Below are 23,481 nucleotides of genomic sequence, written 5' to 3'. Positions count from 1 at the left end.
CGGGAGTGGCTAGGCATCGGTGGCCTTCCTTCCTCGGGAGGTGAGCAGGAGGTAGGCGCCTGTCACCACGAGCAGGAACAGGAGCAGGAGGACCGACATGGCGGAGCCCGTGCCGAAGTTCCAGGTCTGGAACGAGGACTGGTAGATGTGCAGGGAGATGAGGTCCGCCGCCTCCGGTGCCGCCTTGCCGAAGAGGACGAAGGGGGTGTTGAAGTCGTTGAAGGTCCACAGGAACAGCACCAGCACGAGGACCTGGTTGACCGGACGCAGCGAAGGCAGGGTGATGCGGCGGATCTGCTGCCACATCCCCGCACCGTCGAGGGCGGCGGCCTCGTAGATCTCCCGGGGAATGTTCTGGAGCCCGGCCATGACGATCAGGAAGGCGAAGGGCCAGCCCTTCCACACGGAGACGACGAGCAGCGTGACGAAGCTGTTGTCACCGATCAGCCAGAACGGCGGGCTGTCGGTGAGGCCGAGCTGGTCGTGCAGGACGTGGTTGATCAGCCCGTTGTCGCGCTGGAACATGAACGCCCAGGTGATGACGGCCGCGTAGACGGGCAGCGCGTACGGGACGAGGAAGACCGTGCGCAGAATGCCCCGGCCGCGGAAGCTCTCCTGCAGGAAGATGGCGGCAGCCACCCCGAGCAGCCAGCACAGCCCGACCGAGAACAGGGTGAACAGACAGGTGGTGAGGAAGGACTTCAGCAACGCCTCGCCCACGGGGGCGTTGACGTCGACCGCGAGGGAGTAGTTGTCGAACCCGGTCCAGGGGGCGGTGCCCCAGTCGCGGATGTAGAACTGGGTGAGCTCCTTGAAGCTGACGACGATGCCGATCACCATCGGCACCAGGTGGACCAGGAGTTCGAGCAGGAGGGCGGGGAGCAGCAGGAGGTACGGCAGGCCGATGCGGCGCAGCCGCCCGGAGCGGCGCGGGCGCGGCGCCGCTCCTGGAGAGTCCTTCCGTGCCGTCCGCTCGCCTGTGCTGGAGGCAGCGGTGAGGGTCATCGAGGTGTCCGTGCTCACTTCTTGGGCATCTGCTGCTGAGCCTTTTCGAGCTTGGCCCGCACCGACTCGGTGGTCACCGGCCGGCCGGCGGCGGCGTCGGCGAAGAGCTCCTTGACCGCGGTGCCGACGACGGTCTCGAACTGCGACTCCTCCGGGACCTGGGGAAGTGCGGTGGCGCTGGACGCGAGGGTCTCGCGCAGGACGGCGAGCGCCGGGGTGTTGAAGGCCGGGTCCTGCTGGGCGGTCTTGACCGGCGGGATGGAGCCGTATGCCTTGTTGAGGACGACCTGCTCTTCGTCGCTGGTCATGAACTTGACGAACTTCTTGGCGCCGTCGATGTTCTTGGTGTTCTTGAAGACGGCCATGTTGATGCCGGCGACCATGGAATTGGTGGCCGCGCCCGGGCCGGGCTTTCCGGACTGCACCGGGGCGGGCGCCACGCCCCACTCGTCGTCGTTCATGCCCTGGGTCTTGAAGGTGGCCGACGCGGTCTGCCACAGGACCATGGCCGTCTTGTCCTTGGCGAAGTCGCTCAGGGACTGGTTCTGCGCGTACTCGGCGTTGCCCGGAGCGATGATCTTGTGCTCGGCCATCAGGTCGACGTACTGCTTGACGGCGGCGACGGCGCCGTCGGAGGTGAAGTCGGCCTTGCCGTCGGGGGTGAAGAAGTCCGCGTCGTGCTGCTTGCCGAGGACGAACACCTGGTGGATGTTGGCGGAGAGGTTGGATCCCTCGGCGCCGAGCGCCCACTTCCCGTTCTTGGAGAGCTTCTTGCCGGTCTCCACCAGCTCCGCCCATGTGGCGGGCGGCTTCTGGATGCCGGCGTCGGCGAACATCTTCTTGTTGTAGTAGAGCGCGTAGGCCATGGAGTACAGCGGTACGGCGGCGGGATCCTGGCCCTGGGCACCGGTGGAGCCGAGGGCGGACTCCACGAAGCGGTCCTTGCCGCCGATCGCCTCGAAGTTCTTCGCGTCCCAGGGCAGCAGGGCGCCGCTGGACTGGAGCGAGGCGCTCCAGGTGTTGCCGATGTTGAGGACGTCGGGCCCCTGACCGGAGGTGGTCGCGGTGAGGATCCGGTTGAGCAGGTCGGACCAGGGCACGACCTCCAGCTTCACCTTGATGCCGGTCTCCTTCTCGAACTTGTCGAGTTCGGGCTGGAGGACCTTCTTGTCCACCTCGATGTTGGCGCCCTGGTTCGAGGCCCAGTACGTGAGCGTCCTCGGCTGCTCGTTGGAGCCCTCGGAGCCGGACGTACCCCCGCCGCAGGCGGCCGCGGTGAGAACGAGCGAGAGGGTGACTGCGCCGACGGCTGCGGCTCTGATTCTGCGCATGACTCCAGGGGCCTTCCGGGAGGTGGACGGAGTTCGCCTGCGGGGAGGAATGCGACGCGATGAGCACCCCGCGTCCGGATCCCAAAACCCCCGCTCTTAATTTAGGATGTGAGTTAAACCTCAAGCGAAGGTCGCGTCAAGGCCCTCGTCACATGTAAGTTCCTTGAAGGACAACGGAGATGAGGGGGCAGGGTGAAGGTGCGCAGCGGCCGTACTGTGCGTGACCTGCGGCGGGAGAACCGCACCGCGGTACTGCAACGGTTGTATTTCGACGGGCCTCTGAGCCGTTTCTCGCTCGGACCGGCCACCGGCCTGAGCTCCGGCTCGGTCAGCAACGTGGTGTCCGAGCTCGTGGCCGAGGGGCTGGTGGAGGAGGCCGGCAGCGTCGACTCGGCCGGCGGCCGCCCCCGCACCCTCCTGCGCATCCGCGCGGACAGCGGCTACATGATCGGCGTGGACATCGGTGAGACGCGCGTGCGGATCGAACTCTTCGACCTGGCCCTCACCGAACTCGCACGGGTCGAGAAGCCGCTGGAGACCGAGGGTCCGCGCCGGGTCGACCGGTACGACGTCGGCGTCGTCGTCGGCCATCTGCGCGAGGGCATCCCCGAGGTCCTGAGCCGGGCCGGGATCCCGACGGAGCGCCTGCTGGGCGTCGGCATCGGAGTGCCGGGCATCGTCGCCAGGACCCCCGAGGACGGCGCCGTGGTGCACGGCCAGACCATCGGCTGGGACGCGGTCCCGCTGGAACGGCTTCTGCGCGAGTCGCGGCTCCTGCCCGAGACCGTGCCGTACTACATCGACAACGGCGCCAAGACGCTCGGCCAGGCGGAAATGTGGTTCGGCGCCGGGCGCGGTGCGCAGAGCGCCGTGGTGGTCCTCTTCGGCTCCGGAGTGGGCGCCTGCCTCGTCACCGACGACCTCCGCTCCGGCCGGGCCGTGGAGTGGGGGCACCTGACCGTACGGGTACGCGGCCGCCACTGCCGCTGCGGCGCCCAGGGCTGCCTGGAGGCGTACGCCGGCGCCGAGGCCCTCCTGGAGCGCTGGTCCGAGGCGGGTGGCCGGCCCCCCGCCGGCGTGGACGAGGAGACCGCGCTGACCGCGATGCTCGACGCCGCCTACCCCGCCCCGGCCGCCGACGGAACGGCACCGCCGCCCGACGAGACCGCCCTGGCCGTGCTGGAGGAGACCGCCGAGTACCTCGGTGCCGGTTTCTCCGACCTGATCAACCTCTTCCAGCCCGAACGCATCCTCGTCGGCGGCTGGGCGGGTCTCCAGCTCGGCCGGCGCTTCCTCGACTCCGTGCGGACGTACGCCACTTCGTACGCACTGAAGTACCCGGCCGCGCGCGTGGAGATCGATCTCGGCACCCTGGGACCGGACGCCGTCACGGTCGGAGCCGCGATCCTGCCGCTCGCCGACTTCTTCTCCCTCGGCGGCCGCCGGGCCGAGGCGGATCCGGAGGAGCAGAGCCCCGCCTGGCAGACGACCCTGCGGGAACGGGCGGCGCAGTGAGGAGCCTCAGCCGGTGGCCGGCCGGCGCTCGACCGTCACCGTCCCCGCCCACCGCGGGTCCCCCGCCGACCTCCCCACCATGAGCCGGTACGGCCCCGGCTCCGTGGACCAGGCACGCTCCTCCCGCGACCAGTGGCGCAGGGCACGGGCCGGCACCTCGACTGCGGCGGTCACCGTCCGGCCCGCCTCCGCCCGGACCGCCGCGTAGCCGGCGAACCAGCGCACGGGCCGCTCCACGGCCGACCCCGGCCGGGCCAGGTACACCTGGACCACCTCGCGCCCGGCGCGCGCCCCCGTGTTGCGGAGACGTACCCGAACGGTGAACGCGGCGCCCGCCGCGACCTTCGCCGGCGCGTCGACGGCCTCGTACTCCCAGGTGGTGTAACCGAGGCCGTGGCCGAACCAGAAGGCCGGCGCACGGCCGGCCCGCAGCCAGGCCCGGTGGCCGATGTGGAGGCCCTCGGCGTAGTCGAGGCGGCCCCCCGTGGGCCGGGTGCGCGTCACGGGCGCGTCCGTGAGGGAGGCGCCCCAGGTCGTGGGGAGCCGGCCGCCCGGTTCCGCCAGGCCGAACAGGACGTCGGCGAGGCCCGCACCGGCCTCCTGCCCCGGGAACCAGGCGAGCAGCAGCGCGCCGACCTCCTCCCGCCACGGCATCTCGACCGGGCCGCCGCTGTTGACGACCACGACCGTGCGCGGGTTGACGGCGGCCACCGCCCGTACGAGAGCGTCCTGGTGCCCGCCGAGGGCCAGGCCGGTGCGGTCGTACCCCTCGGTCTCATCGTGCTCGGTGGTACCGACGACCACGATCGCGGCATCCGCGTCCCGGGCCGCCTCCACCGCGGCCGCCAGCGCGCCCGCCGCGTCGGGGTCCGGCGGCGCCGCGGTGACGACGGTGGCGCGCCCGCAGCCGGGGGCCAGCTCGCGCCGCGCCACCACGTGCACCGGCCTCTTCGAAGTCAGCACCACCCGGGCCGTGTGCACGGGCGGATTCACGTGGACCACCGCCGGGTCGTCCGTCTCGCGGGGGAACGTGCCGTCCAGGAGCGTGCGCCCGTCGACGGTGAGCGTCATCCGGCCAAAGCCCCCGACACCGAACGACCACTCCCCCGCCCGCTGCGGCCGCAGACGCGCGCTGATCTCCACCGTGCGGGCACCCGGGGGCAAGGCCGGCTCGAGCTGGCGGCCCGAGAAGCGGTGCTCCGCGAACAGCTCCCGCCCCTCGTCGTCCAGCACGCGCAGCAGCACACCGGGAGCACCCGACCTCGGGTCGCTGCACCGGCCGGTGTCGAGCGGGGCGGCAGGGACCCCCAGGGGCGGGCCGGGCGCGTGCACCACTCGGGCGCGTCCGCGCAGCCGCGCACGGATGCCGGCGAGGGGGGTGACCACCTCGGACGGGAAGACACCCGCGCTGCCACCGCCCTGGACGCGCGGTGCCGCGGCATGCGCACCGATGACCGCGACGGTGGCGAGCTTCGCCGGATCGAGGGGGAGCACCCCGCTGTTGGTCAGCAGGACGGACCCGGCCGCGGCCGCCCGGCGCAGGAGGGCACGCGTCTCGCGCGCGCCCCGCACCGGGATGCGGCGGCGCGGCGCGAAGGCGCCCACCCGGCCGGCGAGCCGAAGCAGTCGCCGGACCTTGTCGTCGACGGTTTCCTCCGGTACCACGCCGTCCTTCACCGCCCGGACCAGTGCGGGGCCCCAGGGGCTCCGCGGGCCCGGCATCGCCAGGTCGAGCGCGGCGCGGGCCGGTCCCCCGGTCGACCGCAGCGCGGCCCAGTCGGACACGACGACGCCGTCGAACCCCCACTCCCCCTTGAGGGGTTCCCTCAGGAGTGGACTGGCCGTCATCGTGACGCCGTCGACGGCGTTGTAGCCCGCCATGACGAGCCACACCCCCGCCTCGACGGCCGCCTCGAACGGCGCGAGGTAGACCTCCCGCAGGGTGCGTTCGGACGCCCGTACGTCGACGGTCAGCCGGTCGGTCTCGGAGTCGTTGGCGACGTAGTGCTTGGCCGTGGCCCCCACTCCGTGGGCCTGGATGCCCCGGATCAGGGCGGCACCGGTGCGGCCCGTCAGTTCGGGATCCTCCGAGAAGCACTCGAAGTGCCTGCCCCCGAGCGGGGTCCGGTGGAGGTTGAGCGTCGGGGCCAGCACCACGTCGACGCCCTTCCGGACGGCCTCCGCGGCCAGCAGCCCGCCGAGCGCCTCCACCAGGTCCTCGTCCCAGAGGGCTCCCAGGGCCGAGGCGGACGGGAGCAGCGCGGAGGGGCGTCGCTCGTCCCACGCCTCACCGCGGACACCGGCGGGCCCGTCCGACATCACCATCTCCCGCAGCCCGATGTCGGCCTCCCCGGCCGTGCGCCACGTCGTCGCACCGGTGAGCAGACGTACCTTCTGCTCGAGGGTCAGCTTGCCCACGAGCCGATCGAGCGTCCTGTCGTCCTTCATTCCCGCCCCTCCCTCACAGCTGCTCGGTCAGGGCAGTCGGTAGTCCGCGTTCAGGACCGCGGGCCGTCCCGGGTGGTACAGGTCGTAGCCGCGCGCGTCACACTGGAAGCCGCCCACGATGCAGCCGTCGACCAGCGCCTTGAGGGTGCGCTCCTCCCACGCGTTGAAGAAGTCGTAGTGGAAGGAGTAGCCGCGACCACTGGCCAACCGGACCTGGCTCATGTCGCCGTTGACCGGGAAGGCCATCTTGAACTCGATCATCGGCACGGCGACCGGGTGGGAGACCGGGCACATGTTGTCGTTGGTGCCGGGCTTGACGACCGGGTAGGCCATGTGGCTCTTGTGGTCGGGGGTGTCGAGGTACTTCCCGTCCCAGCAACTGGGGGCCTGCATCCGGAGGTTCAGCTGTACGTCGGGCCGGCTCGGGCAGCTCGCCGGGATGTCGACGTTGAAGAAGCTGTCACCGCATTCCCAGCCCTCGACGAAGCCGCGGTGGCGGCGGAAGTCGTCGGCGCTCTGCATCGGATCACCCACGACGAACCGCAGCCCCTTGGGGAACGGCCGCACGCTGGTGTAGTCGGTGACACCGGCCTTGTAGTAGATGACCTGCGGGCCCACCGGGAGGATCTTCTTGTCCCCGTTGTACAGGGACGGCATCCAGTACGCGGACGCGTCGGCGGGCGCCAGGCAGGTCGTCCTGCCTCCGTAGAGGCTCGCGGTCGTGCTGGCCGCGTTCGTCGTCGTGTTGCCCATGAAGGTGTGGTCATGGGACGTGCCCGGCTGTCCCGGGTACACGATCGGGTCGTCCGGCGCGGTATGCGTGACGGAGCAGTTGGCCTGGAACTCCTTGTGGTAGCGCGGTGGCGGAGTGTGCGTGGACGGTGTGACGCCGGTGACCTGGGGGACGGCCGGTATGTAGCCGTCACCGTCGGGGTCGTCGCCGGACGCCTGGGTCGACACGGCCGTCGTGTGTCCGGTGTGGCTGCCGGCCGCGGCGTGACTGCCCGGATCGGCCGCGGTGGCGACCGTGCCGATGCCGAGGAGCGTTGCGACGAGAGCGCTGCCGACAAGGAGTGCGGGGAGTCGTTTCGAACGCCATCTCATGGCGGGCCTCCAGCCCTTGGGTGGGGGGACGGTGACCCGGCAGGGGGCTGAGCGCCGCCCCCTGCCGGGGCGTGGCGTGCGTGGTGCGTCAGCTGTAGACGCCGAACTCGTGGAGCGAGTAGCCCCAGCCCGTCCCCCTGGCCGTCAGGTGGAGACGGACGTGCCGCGCGGTCGCCGCGACGTCGATGGTGTCGATGTCGCCGTTGCCGGTCGTCGTGGTGTGGACCGTGCGCCAGGTGCTTGCGTCGTCGGACACCTGGACCTCGTATGACTTCGCGTAGGCCGGGTCCCACACCAGCTGGAGCTTGCGGATGGCGGTGGGGGCGCCGAGGTCGACGCGGATCCACTGCGGGTCGCTCCAGTCGCTGGCCCAACGCGTGTTCGGGTTGCCGTCCGTCGCCTTGGCCGGCTCGCAGGGGCAGTCGCCGTACGACGCCTGGAAGGAGGAGGCGGTGGTCGGCTTGTTCAGCGCCACGTTGGTCCCGGAGACCGGCGGGGCGACGACCTTGACCGACGTGGTCTCGATGCCGGCGTTCCCGCGCCCGTCCTCGGCCTGGATGTACACCTTCCAGACGCCCAGCTTCTCGGGCGCGGTGACGGCGAAGGTGCCGTTGCCGGTGGAGCGCCACCGGGCCTCGACGAGCCGCTTGTCGCCGCTCGCGTAGTTGCCGCTGAGGAAGATCTTGTACGTGATCGGGTCGCCGTCCGGATCGCGCACGTCGGCGCGCACGCTGAACTCACCGCCCGCGGGGGCCGAGGCGGCGGGGCTGACGGCCATGTTCGTGATGACCGGAGGTGTGTTGTCACCGCTGGTCGACCCGGTGTAGGCCCTCTTGACGGCGTAGTACGACAGCCTCTTCAGGCCGTCGGGCACGAGGTTGAACCAGACACCGCCGAAGTCGTGCTCGACGCCGTAGTGGAAGAGGGTGGCGCCGAGCGCGACACCCCGGTGGCCGGTGGTGCAGTTCCACGCCTGGGTGTAGCCGTCCGCCTTCTGCACGTCGGTGGGCTCGTCGGGGACCCCGTTGGCGTCGTCCGGCACCTCCCACTCACCGGCGGGCCCGCCCTCGGTGATGATGTAGGGCTTGGTGTAGCCGCCCGCCTCCCAGTCCTCCTGCACGTTGCAGATGTCGCCGTAGGAGTTCATCGAGTACAGGTCGAGGTCGGGCGCGTTGCGCTTGTAGTACGGCCAGGCGCCGGTCCAGGCGTCGGTCGAGGTGACCGGGTGGTCCGGGTCGATCAAGTGGATCTTCTTGGCCACGTCGTTGACGAAGGAGGTGTAGGCGTTGCGCTGGGCCTCCAGCTCGGTGCCGCTGTAGCAGTTCTGGAGGCCGAGCACCGACTCGTTGCCGACGTTCCACATCAGGGTGGCCGGATGCGACTTGTAGGTGTCCACCCACTTCGCGAACTCGGTGAGCATGGTGTTCTTGTACGTCGTGTCGGTCACGTAGTTCACGCAGCCGCCGCTGCCGGGGCCGCCGCCCGGCTGGAGCCAGAAGCCGTTGATCACGCGGATCCCGTGGGCGGCCGCCGAGTCCAGCAGCGGCTTGGTGGAGCCGTCCGTCCCCCAGGTGCGGAGGGTGTTGACACCCATCGACTTCACATCGGGCATGTACTTCGGGGCGTCCGCAACGGCTGGGCCCCAGGTCAGACCTTTGACCGTGTACGGCTGGCCACCGGCGGTCAGCTGCCAGTTCCCTTGAGAGCCGGTGACCCGTCGGCGTTCCCGTAGACCTGGAACTCCCACAGGGAGTAGCCGTAGCCGGTGGATCGTTCGGTTCCCAGCATCCGGACGTAGCGGCCGGAGCCGGAGACGGCGAGGTCGTCGGTGCCTCCGTCACCGCCGGTCACGGTCTTCAGCGTCCGCCAGTCGGTGCCGTTGTCGGACGCCTGGATCTGATAGCTCCTGCCGTACGCTCCCTCCCACGTCAGGACGGTACGGCTCAGGTTCGACCGCTGCCCGAGGTCGACCCGCACCCACTGCGGGTCGCTCCACTGGCTGGCCCAGCGGGTGCCGGTGAGGTTGCCGTCGAAGGCCGCCGACGCCGCGTACCCGTCTCCCTCCTGGGACGAGGCGGTGGCGGGCTTGCCCTGCGACAGCAGGGTGTCCGCCGCCTGGGCGGGCGGGGCGACGAGGGTGAGCGTCGACGCCACCAGCGCGCAGAGGGCCAGTAGCGGGACGCCGACGCGGCGGTGGGCCGGGGCAGGTGGTGAGGCGGCTTTGAACACATCTTCTCCTGGCGGGTCCGAGTGCCGGGCGGGGCCGGGGGCGCTCTCCAGGGGATCCCGGCGCCCGTCGGCGCGTGGTCGCGACGGCGCTCCCGGCTCGGGACGGCGCGGTCGGCGTTCAGGCGGTGCGCGGTGCGAACCGTTCGGGTTCATGCACCGGGTGGTGGCCCCTCCGGGCCGGGTCGCGGGGATGTCACCCGGGCCGGAGGGGAATCACTGCCGGTCGGCACCGGATCATCCGGCGGCCGGCGGACCGGGTGTCAGGGGAAGGACACGACGGTGGACGGCACGGTCGAGGTGCCGGCGGGGAGCGTGGAGGCTCCGGTGTCGTTGATGACGTGGTTGTAGTGGCCCATGCCGCCGAGGGACACCACCAGCAGGCTGTGGAACTTCACCCCGGGCTTGACCGGGGTCTTGAAGCCGTGGTGCTGGCGGATGCTCGGGTCGACGTTGTAGTTGCAGTAGCTGCCCAGGCCCCACGCCTCGTGGGTGTCCACCGAGTCGTCCACCCGGTAGGCGGCGTATCCCTGAGTGGTGCCGTTCTGGATGGCGGCTTGGTTGGGCGCGTCGTACGCCTTCTCGTTCTGGTAGAAGATCGTGCGGCCGCGCTCGCCGTACCACTCGACGTCGTACTTGTTGAAGTGCTCGACGAACAGGCCGGTGGCCAGCACGTCGTCGCCGTTGACGCGTACGCCGTAGTCGGCGCGGTTGGTCTCCCAGCCGACGCCCTCGCCGTGGTCGGCGCGCCACACCCACGTGTGGTCGATGATCGTGTCGTGGCTGTTGACGACCATGCTGGTGGTCGCCTTGCCGGGGCCGGCGCCGCCGATCCGGATGTAGACGTCCTGGACAGTGGTCGGGTTGGCCGCGTGGTCGGCGGCGGCGCCCTGGGGGCCGATCTCCAGCAGGGTCGGGGAGTTGACCGGTCCGGCGTCGATCAGGAAGCCGGCGAGCCTGACCCCGTCCACGTCGGCGACCTTCATCGCCGTCACCCCGTTGTCGGGAATGATCGTGGCCAGGCCGAGGCCGAGCACGATGGTGTTCGCCCGGTTGACGTTGATGGTCCGGTCGACGTGGTACACCCCCGGGGTGAACAGCAGGTGCAGGCCCTGCTCCAGCGCGGCGTTCATGGTGGCGGCGGTCGTTCCCGGCTTGACGACGTAGAAGCGGCTCAGCGGAATCGACTCGCCCTGCGGAGTGCCACTCGCCCAGGTCGTGCCGCGCGCGTCGGTGCGCTTGGCGGGTGCGAAGACCTTGTACTCGTTGCCGTCCAGGTAGAGGAACGGCTTCTCACGGGAGATCGGGGTGGTGTTCAAGGTGGTGTAGCGGGGCTCGGGGAAGCTGGTCGCGGGGGCGCCCTCGACGCCGGAGAAGACCTGGTTCCACACGGAGTTGGACCAGCCGCCGATCGCGCTGTCACGGGTGTACCACTGCTGCTGCGAGTAGTTGCCGATCTGCCCGTCGACCTTGGTGTCGGCGATGTAGCCGCCGCTGGCCCAGCCGTATCCGTTCGGCGCGAGGTTCAGGCCGCCCTTGACGTGCATGCGACGGAACGACGCCGCCTGGGACACCGCCCACCGGTTGGTGCCGCTGACCGGGTTGAGCGCCAGGTTCTCGGCGGCCCGCCAGAAGTTCTGGGTGGCGTTGCCGTTGAACCAACCGGCGTCGACCGTCACGTCACCGTTGATGGTCGTGTCGTCGGGCCGCAGCCCGAGGCCCGCGATCTGGGTGTAGAAACCGATCTGGGCGTTGAGGCCGTGGTACGTGCCCGGCTTGAAGAGGAAGGCGTGCCGGCCGGAGCCGAACTGCGCCGACTCCTGCTGCTTGAACACCTCGTCCAGCTTGGCCTGGATGCCGGGGGTGGACGGGTCGAAGACGTGCACGTTCGGGCCGAGGTCCCCGCCGCCCGGCAGGGCCGGGCCGCCGTCGCCGCCCGTGGAGCCGTACACCTTGAACTCCCAGAGCGAGTAACCGTATCCGGTGGCGCGGGCGGTGCCGAGCATCCGGACGTAGCGGGCCGTCCCGGAGACGTTCAGCGTCTCGGTGCCGCCGGTGCCGGACGTGGTGGAGTAGGCCGTCGTCCAGTCCGTTCCGTTCTGGGACGTCTCGACGCGGTACGCCTTGGCGTGCGCGGCCTCCCAGCGCAGCTCGACCTGACTGATCGTGGCCGTCGTACCGAGGTCGACACGGATCCACTGCGGGTCGGAGAAGGCGCTCGACCACCGGGTGCCGGTGTCACCGTCGACCGCCGCGCTCGCCGGTGTACCGGCGTGCTCCTGGCTCGACGCCGTGACGGGCTTGCCCTGGGACAGCAACACGGGTGCGGCCTCGGCCTCGTGGGCGGGGGCGAAGGCGAGAAGGGCGGCCGCGAGGGCGGTGACCACCACGCCGACGACACCTCGGCGGGCGGATCTGCGTGGCGCCGGTGGCGCCAATGACGGTATGCCAACTGTGGTCATGGGGGGGCTCCTTGGACACGAGAACGCAGCGGGAGAGCGCTCTCCGGAACCATGCCCGTAACGGCACGAGCGGTCAAGGACTCTGTCAGTACTTATCTTTTGGCTTTCATTAAGCGGCAGTTGGCATCTGCGGCCACGCCTGGTTTCCGTCGGGCCGGTGACGTGAGTGGTCGTCGCCGGGGCCGGGGCGTCGGGGGATGGAGTCGAAGAACCGCGTCGCCGGCATCATGCCCAGGGTGGCCTTGCCGAGGACCCGGCAGAGTTTGGAGAGCGATTAGGCCTAGGACAGTGGCCGACCGCCAAGGCCGGTCCGATTGACGCCGCGAGGTGAGAGCGTCATCGGCCCTATCCATCCCTGGCGGACGAGGGCGATCTGGGAAGGCAGCGGTGACACCGGGTCGAGTGCCCTCCCGCGCGCCCAGTTCTCGAACAGCCCCTCGGTCGTCTCGACCGCGGACACCACCATGGTCACCTGCAGATCCCCGTCGCTCCAGGTGTTCCACAGAGCCCAGCCCTCCCGCCTGGGGGCGACGCCGATCCGTGCACACACCTCCTCGTACGCCTCCTCCACCCCGGCCGGCATGGCACCGGGCTTCAGCACCGAGGCTCCGACGAGGCGGACCAGAGGCCGGTCCTCGTCCAGGCAGCCGTCACCCTCGAAGTGGTAGTGGCGCAGAGCCCGAGCAAGCGCGTTCACGCTGCGATGGAGTGGTGTCGCCTCTTCCGGGTCTGCCTGGAACGAGAGCCATCCTTCGTCGGATGCCTCCACACTGACGCGGTGGGCGAGGCGCTCGATCTCCTGGAGATAGTCCAGGTCACTGAGCTCGGGTGAGGTCATGGCCCGAAGTTTCGCACCATGCCGCCGACGCCGACACAGGTTATCGATCCGGCACTCGGCAGCAGGCACCCCGCACTTCCGAGAGACAGGCTCTCGTTGTGTCCCGCGCTCAGGGCCCCTGGGCACCGGGGTCCTGGAGCATGTCGTCCCTCAGTACGTCCGCCCTGATGCGCGGCATGGGGGCGCACGTCACCCGGTAGCGGCCGTTGGGCACGTGCGCCGATCCGGTGACATGCACGGTGAGCGGGCCGGCCCACTCGTAGCCGGACCGCTCGCCATGCCGTGCCAGCGAGTCGGTCAGCTCCTGCCCCACGGCTTGCGCGCAGCGGTCGATCTCGGCGTGCACGGCGTCGGCCAGTTCGACGATGTAGACGTTCGGCACCACGACCCGGCTGTGGCTGCACACCACCGCGTGGTCGTCGCACTCCCGGCGCAGGGCGTCCACGACCTCCACCGGTTCCTTCCCGAAGACCCTGGCCAGCAGCGCCTGCTCGAGGTGCTCGATCGCGCGTTCCCACGGTTTCAGCTCTCCCATGGAAAACGCGTGCCCCCGAGCCCGGGCTTCACTCGGACCGCCGCGAAAGGGTCCTTTCGCACGACGACACCTTCCAACCGCCGCTCATGCGAGCGGGCCTCAGCCGAGGGCCGCATGCGGCGATCGGGTGGGGCCCGTACGGCCCCCCGGCTCAGTCGGTCTCGTCGCTCGTTTCCCCGGCGCCGCGGTGGAAAAAGCGTTAGCTGGGTGACGGCCAACGGCGCAGACTCCTCCCATGGCTGACATGGGGGCATTCCGCGAGACCGTCACGGCGTGGGCGGCCGGCGGCCCCGGCGCCCCCGCGCGCGAGCTCGCCGCGCGGCTGCCCGTCCGCACGGCCGTCCTGCTCGAAGGCCTGAGCGACGCCGCGGCGGTCGACGCACTGGCCGCGAGCCGCGGCCGCGATCTGGCGGCCGAGGGCGTCTGCGTGCTGCCGATGGGCGGCGCGATGAACGTCGCCCGCTTCGCCCGTCTCCTCGGCCCGCCCGGCCTGGGTCTGCGCCTCACGGGCCTGTGCGACGAGCGGGAGCACTCCTACTACGCCCGCGCCTGGGAACGGGCCGGCGCGGCCCGGCAGCGCTTCTTCGTCTGCGCGGCCGACCTGGAGGACGAACTCATCCGCGCCCTGGGCGTGCCACGCGTGCAGGAACTCATCCACGAACAGGGCGACCTGCGCCCCCTCCAGACCTTCCTCCGCCAGCCCGCCCAGCAAGGCCGCGCTCCTGAGCAGCAGCTGCGGCGCTTCCTCGGCACGAAGAAGGGCCGCAAGATCCACTACGGCCGCGTTCTGGTGGAGGCCCTCGACCCCGACGGCGTCCCGGCCCCGTTGGAGGAGTTGCTCGGCAGCGTGTGAAGGGGAGCGGGAGGGAAGCGGTCGGACGCCGCGACATGCGGCAGCTGCACGGCGGGCGAAGCCCATGTCCGGGACGAGGACTGCGTGGGGTCACAACGCCCGCCGCACGGCTGACGTGCCAGGGCCGCCGAACGCGGCGACGGATGACGGGCCGGCAGCTCGCCGGAGGCGGCCAGGCTCAGCACCTGGTCCGCGGTGAACTCCTCGTGGAAGGTGACCACGCTGGTCACGAGTGGGCGGCGGGTTTCGCCCGGACCGGTGCGCTGCCCCGGGGCGTGTCGATACGGTCCGCCCGTGGACGACTTTCGGTTGACCAAGGGCATCGACGCATGGGCGTCACCCGACCACTTCGTACGACTCCGGCTGGCCGCCTACGACGCGGTCACGGACGCCGGGATCGCCTGGGCCTTGAGGGCACAGCCGGCGCGCCCGGCAGAAGTCCGGATCGCTCGGGAACTGCACCAGGACATACAGGCGGCGCGGACCGTCTGGAGCGCGCCGGACACCCCCGACGACCATTGGCCCCCGCTTGTGCGCAGGCTGCACAGCCTGCTCCGCATCAGCACCCTCATACCCGCGCTCCTGGAGAACGGCGGCGGCCAGGACCTCGACGCGGACCTGGTCCAGGCGCTCCGGACGGCCGCCGTGATGTGCGGCGGCTTCGACCGGCCGCTGACCGACCTCGAGGAATCCCTCCGCGACACCTCGCACCACGACCACCACGACCACCATCACCACGGCCGCGCGGCCGACCTCGGCCTGTTGGCGGCGGCGGCCCGGCATGCGCTGACCGCCCTGCTCCTGCTGGACAAGCAACTGCTCGCGAAGATCGCTGCTCAGGGAAGGAGGACCTGAGGCTTGTCCCGTAACCGTGTTGTCAGTGCCTCGGGATACCGTGCGAAGCGGTGGGCCGGACGGAGATCGTGAGGGACTCGCGGCCATGGGGGGTGGGTGGGAAGGTCCCCGGCACCCAGCCCGGGACTGGAGTTCGGTATCCGTGTCCCCACCCCCCACCTCCGCCCGCCGGAGTCCGGCTCGCCCGGTGAACGGGTGGGGTACGAGCTCACACCGCCGGCCGCTGCGGCCCGGGTGCGGGCGTGCAGCAGGCGCATCCCGGACGGCTCCGCGCCAGTCCTTGTGGGCGGCCCAGCGGGGCGAGTCCTCCCTGGCGTGCTCGCCGACCATCTGGCCCTTGTCGGACTCGGTGCCCGCCTTGTCGAGTTCCTTGCAGGACATGCGCGCCCGCCGGCCCGCAACCGGAACGAGGCCGGAGGCGGAGCCGGGCCGGAGCCGGGGAGGGCGTCTTGCGCACATGGTCGGTGTGCGCGCGTTCGGAGCGGGAACCAGACGATCATGGCCGACGTGACCGAGTGGGGAGAAGTGGACCGGCGCCTCACGCGGCGTGCGGCGCATTGGACGTCGCCTCTGGCGCGCCGGGTGCTGCCGATGGCGCGATCCGCGGCCGAGCACACGAAGCTGTGGTGGGCCGCGGCAACGGTCATGTCCGCCGTCGGTGGCGGTCGGGGCCGGACGGCCGCGGCAGCGGGGATCATCGGCATGGGCGCGGCGGAACTGGTCTCCAACGGGCTGTGCAAGCCGCTGTGCGCCCGGCGCCGCCCGCCCGAGGACCTCATCCCCCACGATGACGTACACGAGCGGCCGGACAGCTCGTCCTTCCCCTCCGGGCACACCGCGGCGGCCGTGGGGTTCACCGTGGCGGTCGCGGGCGTCTGGCCCGGGGCGGCGGCGGTCTGCGCGGTACCGGCGGCCATCGTGGCCGTGGAGCGGGTGCACTCCGGCGCGCACTACCCGAGCGATGTCGCCGGGGGTGCCGCGATCGGCCTGGTGACGGGCTTGCTGGTACGCCGATCGCCCCGCCTGCTCCTGCGCCATGCTGCCCGGAAGGCCCGCAGCCGCCTGTTCGGTTGAAGCGCGGCGCCGGCCTGCAGGGCGTGCCCCGTGCATGAGCCGGGCGGCGGGGGCACCACGCTGAAAGCGGAGTTGGGCCGACCCATAGGGTGCCCCCATGCCTGCTTCGTTGAGTTCCACGAAAACCGCCGCCGCGCTGCGCACATCGGCCCGCGTCTCCGTCGAGTTGCTGTTGGTCCTTCTGGCAACGTCGGTGGCGCTGTGGCTTCTGGGGCGGATGTGGTCGGTCGTCTGGCCTCTCATCGTGGGCTTGTTCCTCACCACCCTGACCTGGCCCCTGGCCTCCTTCCTGCGTCGTCGGGGATGGCCCGCGGCCCTGGCCGCCGCGGTGGTGACCGTGCTGTTCCTGCTCGTTGTCACGGGCATCGCGGCGCTGATCGCGGTTCCGGTGGCGTCGCAGGCCGGTGAGCTGGCCGACGGGGTGGCCGCCGGCATCGACCGGCTGCGCGAGTGGGCCGCCGGGCCGCCGCTGCACATCGGCGACGACCAGATCACCGGCGCCCAGGACACGGCCGTGGCCCGCGTCCAGGACAGCCTCGGGAGCATGGTCACCGCGGTGGTCACGGGGGTGAGCACCGTCGTCAACGGTGTGGTCACCGCCGTGCTCGCGCTCTTCCTGATGTTCTTCTTCCTCAAGGACGGTCCGCGGTTCCTGCCCTGGCTGGCCCGTCAGCTCCCCGGGCGCCTCGCCACCGACATCCCGGTCGTGGCCGAGCGCGGTTGGGAGACGCTCGGCGCGTTCGTGCGGTCCCAGGCGTTCGTCGGTCTGCTCGACGCCGTTCTCATCGGCGTCGGCCTGTGGGTCCTCAAGGTGCCGCTCGTGCTGCCGCTCGCGGTCCTGACCTTCGTGTCCGCGTTCGTACCGATCGTGGGTGCGCTCTTCGCCGGTCTCGTCGCGGTGCTCATCGCCCTCGTCTCGAACGGTCTGACGGACGCGCTGATCGTGCTGGTGATCATCGTCGTGGTGCAGCAGCTCGAGGGCAACGTGTTCCAGCCCATGATCCAGAGTCGCGGGCTCGGCCTGCACGCGGCGGTGGTGCTCCTGGCCGTCACGCTGGGCGGCAGCCTGGCCGGCATCGTGGGCAGCCTGCTCGCCGTACCGGCGGCCGCGCTGATCGCGGTGGTCTGGAACTACGTGCGCGAGCAGCTGCGGGAGCCGGAGGTCGACGAGTCGCCTGCGGAGCCGGTCGTCCCTTCGTAAAGGGGCGTGTCCGTAAGGTCGTCGCGGCGGCGGGCCCGGGGAGAGGCTTCTCCCCGGGCCCGCCGTCACGACAGGATCAACTACTGGATCCCCGTCAGCTCGTCTGCATGGGAACAGCGAGCCACTTGTCGGCGATCCAGCCGGTCTTTCCCTTGTGTGCGCCCTCGGTGACCTTCAGATAGGCCCACGCGCCGCCCTTGGCGGTGCAGTAGACGCGCACCTCGGTGGAGGAGGGCACCGTGCCCTTCGCGGTGTAGCCGGTCCCGGGTCCGGTGCGGAAGTTCACCGTAGTGTCCGTCTGGGAGTCGTAGTCGGCGACATTCTTCGTGCAGGCACTGGAGCCCACCGCGGACGCGGCCGGCGCCAGCGCTACGGTGCCGCCGGCCACCACAGCGCCGACAGCGGCCACGCTCGCCAGTCGGGCGGCGATCCTGTGCTTCGTCAATTGATGCCTCTTGCGTCTTTCACGAGCTACATCCCACACCACAGCGGTGGTACAGCCATAACTTCTGGATGAACAGATCACGTTGAGGCTACGGCAGGGACAGCCGGAACAAGATCACCCCCCTCATCGCCGTCGGACGCCGGTCGTCGGCCGTCGGTCGTTGTCAGTGGCTGGGCCTATGCTGCCAATTCATGATCGAGAACAGGCTTGACGCCCTGCTGGAAGCCGGATTCACCGACCGTCTGGACGAGCGCGACAGGGTGCTGCTCGCACGCCGGGCCCTTCTCAAGTCCTGTGACGAGAAGCCCTCCCCGCTTCTGGCGGACAGTTGGTGGTACGCGGTGCCGGGCGAGCGCTACGAGGGCCTGTTCACCGCCTTGGACCTGCACGACCGGTTCCCCGTCACGCTCGACGAAGGGGCGGACGTCGTGCGGCTGCCGCACAGGCCTGGAGCGTTCCCGGTGTTCGTCACGCCCGAGATCGACGGCTGGCGGCTCGTCATCGGGAACCTGGAGGTCGCGGTCGGCGCCGGCTGGGGCGCGTGGATGAGCGCGGTGGAACGGCTGAGCGCCCACTGCGGCGAAGCGCAGATGTTCTTCGAGGACGAAGCGGGTGGAGCGAACGTCTGGGTGGTCGCCGAGCACGGACGCATCCGGCGCCGGTACACGCGCGAGGGCGATCCCGAGTGGGTCGGTGAGCCGCTGCCCTGGGAAGACCTGCGCGTCGACGACGAGGACTTCGATCCGGAGTACGACGAGGCCGAGCCCAACGAGGGCATGGCGGACGTCGCCACTGCCTGCGCCAACCTGTCGGTGGACCCCACCGGGATCGGAGCCGGCAGCCGGATACGCGGCCATGGCTGGCTGGCGCTGACCGCACCGGGAGTGGGCCACAAGGACTTGGGCGTCCTCGTCCGCAGCTGATGGCCGCCACGTGGGCCGTGCGCCGGCCCCGGGGCCGCGTCAGGCGTCAGACGTCAGACGAAGTACCCCTCCGCGTCCTCCTGGCCGTCCGCCTCGGTGAGGACGGCCTCCACCTCGTGCACCGTCATGCCCGTCACCCCGTCGTGGGCTGCCGCTCGCGCCACCAGGCCACCGTCGCCTTGACCTGTTCGTCGAGAGGGGTGGCCCGTACCGCGAACGTGGCCTCGTACGCGCTCGCGTCGGCGACGAACGGACGGTCGAACTGGTAGCGGACCTCCTTCAGTTCGCGAAGCAGCGGGGAGAAGACCGACGCGACCCCCAGCAGGGCCGGTGACAGCCTGCGTACCGTGACCGGACCCGTCCCCGCCTCGGCGGCGAGGCGGTCGACCATCTGGCGGACGGACAGGGCGGGCTGCGTCGGGACGTGCCAGGCGCGTCCCCAGGCCCGTGCGTCGCCCGCGACCTCCACCAGGGCCCTGGCCACGTCGGGGAGGTAGGTCCAGCTGTGCGGGGCATCCGGGTCGCCGAGGGTGGCGACCGGCTTGCCGTGCAGCAGCCGGGGCATGGCGCGGGCGGCCAGGTGCCCGCCGTCGGTCACGCCGGGGCCGAAGAAGTCCGACGGCCGCACCTCGACCGCCCTGATGCGCCCCTGCTCGTGCAGGGTCCGCGCCCGCTCCCACAGCGCGGCGCGCAGCCGTCCCTTCGGGCCGGTCGCCGCGAGGGGCAGGTCCTCGGTCAGGGGGCCGTCCACCGGGCCGTAGCCGTAGAGGTTGCCCAGCATGACGAGGACGGCTTCGGTCGCCTCGGCCGCCGCGCAGACCGAGGCGGCGAGCGGGGGCCAGTCGCTCGCCCAGCGGTGGTAGGGCAGCCCCGCGCAGTTGTGGATCGCGACCGCTCCCCGCGCGGCCTCGGTCAGCCGCTCACTGTCGGCCGCGTCCCACGCCAGGTGCTCGATCCCCGGCTCCGGCGGACGGCCCGATCTGGTGACGACCCGTACCACGTGGCCCTGTTGGGCCAGCAGCCGGGCGGTGGCGGCCCCGGCGGGCCCGAAACCTATGACGACATGAACGCTCACGCTCGAACAGTAGGCGAAAAAACTTCCGGCTACTCTGCCGTTTCCTGTTATCCGCCAGCCCCCCGGCGGTCTCCCAAGCGGTGCACACAACGCGCACCGCCGTCGGAAAAGAGTGGACACGGACCGTGACCCAGCAGAGCATGGCCCCCTTGATCGAGGCCGCACGCAACGGCGACCAGGGCGCTCAGGACGCGCTCGTCGCCGCCTGGATGCCCTTGGTGTACAACATCGTCGGCCGGGCCCTGAACGGCCACGCCGACGTCGACGACGTCGTGCAGGAGACCATGATCCGGGCCCTGGAGGGGCTGGGCGGACTGCGCGACCCCGCGAGCTTCCGTTCGTGGCTCGTCGCCATAGCGATGAACCAGATACGCCGGCGCTGGCGCGACCACCACTCCGCCCCGGACACCGGCGCGCTGCACGACGCGTACGACGTCGCCGACCCGGGCGCCGACTTCGTCGACCTGACGATCGTGCGCCTCGGCCTGTCCGGGCAGCGCCGCGAAGTCGCGGAGGCCACCCGCTGGCTGGAGCGCGACGACCGCGAACTGCTGTCGCTGTGGTGGCTGGAGGCGGCGGGTGAACTCACCCGCCCCGAGGTGGCCGCCGCGATGGAGCTGTCGCCCGAGCACACCGCCGTACGCGTCCAGCGCATGAAGGCGCAGCTGGAGACGGCCCGGCTGGTGGTGCGCGCGCTGTCGGCCGCGCCGCGCTGCCCGGAGCTCGACACCCTCGTCCACGCCTGGGACGGCGTGCCGTCCGCGCTGTGGCGCAAGCGGGTGGCCCGGCACGCCCGCGCGTGCGTGGCGTGCTCGGGCCACTCGTCGGGCCTGGTCCCCGCCGAGGGCCTGCTCGTGGGACTCGGCCTGGTGCCGCTCGCCGCCTCCGCCGTGCCGGACGTGACGCCGACCGGGGCCATGGCGCCGGTGGCGTACGGCGGCGGGCCGCAGGACCAGGGCTCGGGGCGTGGGCCGGGGCGAGGCCGAGGGCGAGGGCAGGCGGGCCGGGACTCGCAGCGGGACCGCAGGCAGCGTTCCCGTCGCAGGCGCCGCGCGCTCGCGGTGGTACTGGGCGCCGCCGTGCTCGGCGGGACCCTGGGCGCCATACGGCTGTGGCCGGACACCCACGACGGCGCGGGCGGCGCGACCGTGCGGACCGCGGCGGCGCCGGAGTCCTCCGCGCCGTCCGTCCCCGCCGCCACGAAGGCTCCGAAGACCACGCCGTCCCCGAGCGCCACGACACCGACCGCGTCGCCGAGCCCCTCGAAGAGCGCGTCCTCCTCCCCCGCCGCGCCCCCGAAGTCCGCGCGGCCGAGCACCGCACCGCCCCGGTCCACCCCGTCCCGGAAGCCGCCCGCGTCCTCGCCGTCGTACCGACCGTCGGGAGGCGGATTCGCGCAGCAGGTCACGGAGTTGGTGAACCGCGAGCGCGCCAACAGCGGCTGCGCGCCGGTGACCATGAACGACAAGCTCGCGGCAGCGGCACAGGGCCACTCCGAGGACATGGCCGCCCGCGACTACTTCGACCACACCTCGCCGGACGGTTCGGGGCCCGGCGAGCGGGTCTCCGCGGCCGGGTACCGGTGGAGCACCTACGGCGAGAACATAGCGCGGGGCCAGCAGACCCCGGCGAGCGTGGTCGAGTCGTGGATGAACAGCCCCGGCCACCGCGCCAACATACTGAACTGCGCCTTCAAGGAGATCGGCATGGGCATCCACTCCGGCTCGGGCGGGCCGTGGTGGACGCAGGTCTTCGGCGCGCGCGGCTGACGCCTCTGGCCGTGCGGGTGCGGAGTGCGGCGTGCGGCGTGCGGGGTGGTGCGTGTGCAACCGGTGCGACGTGTGGTGACGTCCTGTCAGGTGATCTTCCGTACGAACGAAAGGCACACGACTGTGCGACCCGTCGAAGCCCGCACGACCACCCGCCGGACCATCCTCGCCGCCGGAGCCGCCGGAGCCGTGGCAGCCCTCGCCGCCGTCTCCGCGCCGGCCCCTGCGCACGCGGCGGCCCCGGCCCGCGCAGCCCATGGGCGGTTGCGCGGGCTGGAGCGGGAGCACTCGGCCCGGCTCGGCGCGTACGCGTACGACACCGCCACCGGGCGCACGGTGACGTACCGGTCGGACGAACGCTTTCCGATGTGCTCCCTGTTCAAGACCATCGGCGCGGCGGCGGTCCTGCGGGACCTGGACCGCGACGGCGAGGTACTGGCCCGCCGCATCCGCTATACGGCGCAGTACGTCGAGCGCTCCGGGTGGTCGCCGGTCACCAAGAAGCCGCAGAACCTCGCGCACGGGATGACCGTCGCGGACCTGTGCGCGTCCTCCATCACGCACAGCGACAACACCGCCGCCAACCTCCTCCTGCGGGAGCTGGGCGGCCCCACCGCCATCACCCGCTTCTGCCGCTCCCTCGGCGACGGGACCACGCGCCTCGACCGCTGGGAGCCCGAGCTCAACTCGGCGGAGCCGGGGCGGGAGACGGACACCACCACGCCCCGCGCCATCGCGCGGACGTACGCCCGGCTCGTCCTGGGTGACGCGCTCGCCCCCGACGACCGCCGGCTGCTCACCGACTGGCTCCTCGCCAACACCACCAGCCTTGAACGCTTCCGCAAGGGGCTCCCCGCCGACTGGACCCTCGCCGACAAGACCGGCGGCGGCGATTACGGCACCAACAACAACGCCGGGATCGCCTGGCCCCCCGGCCGTCCGCCGGTCGTCCTGGTGGTGATGACCACCAAGCCGGAGAAGGACGCCTCCGGTGACGACCCCTTGGTCGCCAAGGCGGCCGCCGTACTGGCCGATGCCCTGAGGGCCGACGCGTGAGCCGGGTGTACGACGACGAGCGGCTGGCGGGGGCGTATCAGAGCGGCAACGAGATGCCCGAGGAGTCCCTCCGCGACTGGACCGGGCTGATCGGCTCCTTCGCGGGCCGTCCGGCCCCCTCGGTGGTGGAGGTCGGTTCGGGCACCGGCATGTTCTGCTCGGCCATGGCCCGGTGGCTGCGGCCGTCGCGTGTGGTCGGCGTCGACGCCTCGGAGGCCATGCTGCGGCAGGCCCGCCGCTTCAACTCCCACCCCGGGGTGCACTATCTGGCGGGCACGGCGGAGGCCGTGCCCACCCGCTGCGGGCTGTTCGACCTCGCCCTGATGTCCCGGGTGATCCATCACGTGCCCGACCGGCGCCGGGCCGCCCGCGAACTGGCCCGCGTCCTGCGCCCCCAGGGGGTGCTCGTCATCCGGACGACCTTCCGGGAGCGGCTGGACGCCCTGGTGTACGACTACTGGCCGCGCCTGCGGGAGCTGGACGAGCGGCGGTTCCCGTCAAAGGCCGAGGTGCTGGAGGACTTCGCCGCGGCCGGTTTCACGGTCCGGACCGTCACGTCGTTCGCCCGGCCGGTCACCGCGAGCCTCGTGGAGTACCACGCCCGTATGGTCGCCCGGCCGCAGTCGAAGTTCACCCAGCTCACCGCGGTGGAGTTTCAGGACGGGCTGGCCCGCCTGGAAGCCGCCGCTCACGCGGAGCGGGGCTCCTCCCCCGCGCCCGTGGAGGAGCGGTACGACGTGGCCGTGCTCGCGCGGTCGTAGGGTGT

Annotated in this window: 20 protein-coding genes; 9 read left to right on the top strand and 11 right to left on the bottom strand. The window is 71.4% G+C overall.

What is annotated here, in order from left to right:
• Positions 1-9: 9 nt before the first annotated feature.
• Together ACIRNI_RS29595 and ACIRNI_RS29590 are read right to left on the bottom strand one after the other, a co-directional pair.
• Positions 10-1,005, bottom strand: a complete 996-nt coding sequence (locus tag ACIRNI_RS29595) for a carbohydrate ABC transporter permease (protein ID WP_403556090.1) — start codon at positions 1,003-1,005, stop codon at positions 10-12.
• 14 nt (positions 1,006-1,019) lie between these two features.
• Entirely contained in the window at positions 1,020-2,336 is a 1,317-nt protein-coding gene (locus tag ACIRNI_RS29590) for an extracellular solute-binding protein (RefSeq protein WP_403556088.1), read from the bottom strand.
• A gap of 192 nt (positions 2,337-2,528) precedes the next feature.
• Between ACIRNI_RS29590 and ACIRNI_RS29585 the strand changes: the two genes are divergently transcribed.
• Positions 2,529-3,851, top strand: a complete 1,323-nt coding sequence (locus ACIRNI_RS29585) for an ROK family protein (protein ID WP_403556086.1) — start codon at positions 2,529-2,531, stop codon at positions 3,849-3,851.
• A gap of 6 nt (positions 3,852-3,857) precedes the next feature.
• Here ACIRNI_RS29585 and ACIRNI_RS29580 read toward each other — a convergent pair whose 3' ends face one another.
• The 7 genes from ACIRNI_RS29580 to ACIRNI_RS29550 all read right to left on the bottom strand — a co-directional run bounded on the left by ACIRNI_RS29580 (position 3,858) and on the right by ACIRNI_RS29550 (position 13,464).
• Positions 3,858-6,299 (bottom strand): beta-glucosidase H, encoded by a 2,442-nt coding sequence (locus ACIRNI_RS29580; protein ID WP_403556083.1) that lies wholly within the window; start codon positions 6,297-6,299, stop codon positions 3,858-3,860.
• Between the two features lie 27 nt (positions 6,300-6,326).
• A complete protein-coding gene (locus ACIRNI_RS29575; RefSeq protein WP_403556081.1) occupies positions 6,327-7,403 on the bottom strand; it encodes a DUF1996 domain-containing protein in 1,077 nt (358 codons plus the stop codon).
• 88 nt (positions 7,404-7,491) lie between these two features.
• Positions 7,492-8,997: a discoidin domain-containing protein gene (locus ACIRNI_RS29570; RefSeq protein WP_403556079.1), complete on the bottom strand. Its 1,506-nt coding sequence runs from the start codon at positions 8,995-8,997 to the stop codon at positions 7,492-7,494.
• Between the two features lie 89 nt (positions 8,998-9,086).
• Entirely contained in the window at positions 9,087-9,632 is a 546-nt protein-coding gene (locus ACIRNI_RS29565) for a discoidin domain-containing protein (protein WP_403556077.1), read from the bottom strand.
• A 260-nt stretch (positions 9,633-9,892) separates the two neighbouring features.
• A complete protein-coding gene (locus ACIRNI_RS29560) occupies positions 9,893-12,091 on the bottom strand; it encodes a discoidin domain-containing protein (RefSeq protein WP_403556075.1) in 2,199 nt (732 codons plus the stop codon).
• Between the two features lie 280 nt (positions 12,092-12,371).
• A complete protein-coding gene (locus ACIRNI_RS29555) occupies positions 12,372-12,929 on the bottom strand; it encodes a hypothetical protein (protein ID WP_403556073.1) in 558 nt (185 codons plus the stop codon).
• A gap of 109 nt (positions 12,930-13,038) precedes the next feature.
• Complete coding sequence (locus ACIRNI_RS29550) at positions 13,039-13,464, bottom strand: DUF3662 domain-containing protein (RefSeq protein ID WP_403556071.1); 426 nt, start codon at positions 13,462-13,464, stop codon at positions 13,039-13,041.
• Positions 13,465-13,699: 235 nt separating this feature from the next.
• Between ACIRNI_RS29550 and ACIRNI_RS29545 the strand changes: the two genes are divergently transcribed.
• From ACIRNI_RS29545 to ACIRNI_RS29530, 4 genes are all read left to right on the top strand, one after another.
• Positions 13,700-14,317: a TOPRIM nucleotidyl transferase/hydrolase domain-containing protein gene (locus ACIRNI_RS29545; RefSeq protein WP_403556069.1), complete on the top strand. Its 618-nt coding sequence runs from the start codon at positions 13,700-13,702 to the stop codon at positions 14,315-14,317.
• 294 nt (positions 14,318-14,611) lie between these two features.
• On the top strand, positions 14,612-15,172 hold the full coding sequence (locus tag ACIRNI_RS29540) for a hypothetical protein (RefSeq protein ID WP_403556067.1): 561 nt from the start codon (positions 14,612-14,614) through the stop codon (positions 15,170-15,172).
• Between the two features lie 591 nt (positions 15,173-15,763).
• Positions 15,764-16,246 carry a phosphatase PAP2 family protein gene (locus ACIRNI_RS29535; protein ID WP_403556064.1) on the top strand — a complete coding sequence of 161 codons (483 nt, stop codon included), beginning with the start codon at positions 15,764-15,766 and terminating at the stop codon, positions 16,244-16,246.
• A 97-nt stretch (positions 16,247-16,343) separates the two neighbouring features.
• Positions 16,344-17,447 carry an AI-2E family transporter gene (locus ACIRNI_RS29530; protein ID WP_403556062.1) on the top strand — a complete coding sequence of 368 codons (1,104 nt, stop codon included), beginning with the start codon at positions 16,344-16,346 and terminating at the stop codon, positions 17,445-17,447.
• Positions 17,448-17,541: 94 nt separating this feature from the next.
• Here the strand turns inward: ACIRNI_RS29530 and ACIRNI_RS29525 are convergent, their stop codons facing one another.
• Entirely contained in the window at positions 17,542-17,892 is a 351-nt protein-coding gene (locus ACIRNI_RS29525; protein WP_403556060.1) for an SH3 domain-containing protein, read from the bottom strand.
• A gap of 191 nt (positions 17,893-18,083) precedes the next feature.
• Between ACIRNI_RS29525 and ACIRNI_RS29520 the strand changes: the two genes are divergently transcribed.
• Positions 18,084-18,815, top strand: coding sequence for a hypothetical protein (locus ACIRNI_RS29520; RefSeq protein ID WP_403556058.1), 732 nt, complete (start codon positions 18,084-18,086; stop codon positions 18,813-18,815).
• Between the two features lie 133 nt (positions 18,816-18,948).
• On the opposite strand, the gene ACIRNI_RS29515 is transcribed toward ACIRNI_RS29520, so the two are convergent.
• Complete coding sequence (locus ACIRNI_RS29515) at positions 18,949-19,890, bottom strand: NAD-dependent epimerase/dehydratase family protein (RefSeq protein ID WP_403556056.1); 942 nt, start codon at positions 19,888-19,890, stop codon at positions 18,949-18,951.
• 125 nt (positions 19,891-20,015) lie between these two features.
• Here ACIRNI_RS29515 and ACIRNI_RS29510 point away from each other — a divergent pair, with 125 nt between their 5' ends.
• From ACIRNI_RS29510 to ACIRNI_RS29500, 3 genes are all read left to right on the top strand, one after another.
• Positions 20,016-21,659, top strand: coding sequence for a sigma-70 family RNA polymerase sigma factor (locus ACIRNI_RS29510; protein WP_403556054.1), 1,644 nt, complete (start codon positions 20,016-20,018; stop codon positions 21,657-21,659).
• A gap of 123 nt (positions 21,660-21,782) precedes the next feature.
• The gene (gene bla, locus ACIRNI_RS29505) at positions 21,783-22,715 is read left to right on the top strand and encodes a class A beta-lactamase (RefSeq protein ID WP_403556052.1); all 933 of its coding nucleotides are present in this window, start codon (positions 21,783-21,785) and stop codon (positions 22,713-22,715) included.
• Positions 22,712-23,476 (top strand): class I SAM-dependent methyltransferase, encoded by a 765-nt coding sequence (locus ACIRNI_RS29500; RefSeq protein ID WP_403556050.1) that lies wholly within the window; start codon positions 22,712-22,714, stop codon positions 23,474-23,476. The genes bla and ACIRNI_RS29500 overlap by 4 nt, the downstream gene beginning before the upstream one ends.
• Positions 23,477-23,481 lie beyond the last annotated feature (5 nt).

This window comes from Streptomyces sp. NPDC093546, assembly GCF_044765045.1.
Classification (GTDB): Bacteria; Actinomycetota; Actinomycetes; order Streptomycetales; family Streptomycetaceae; genus Streptomyces.
This window is presented reverse-complemented; position numbering and strand designations above follow the sequence as displayed.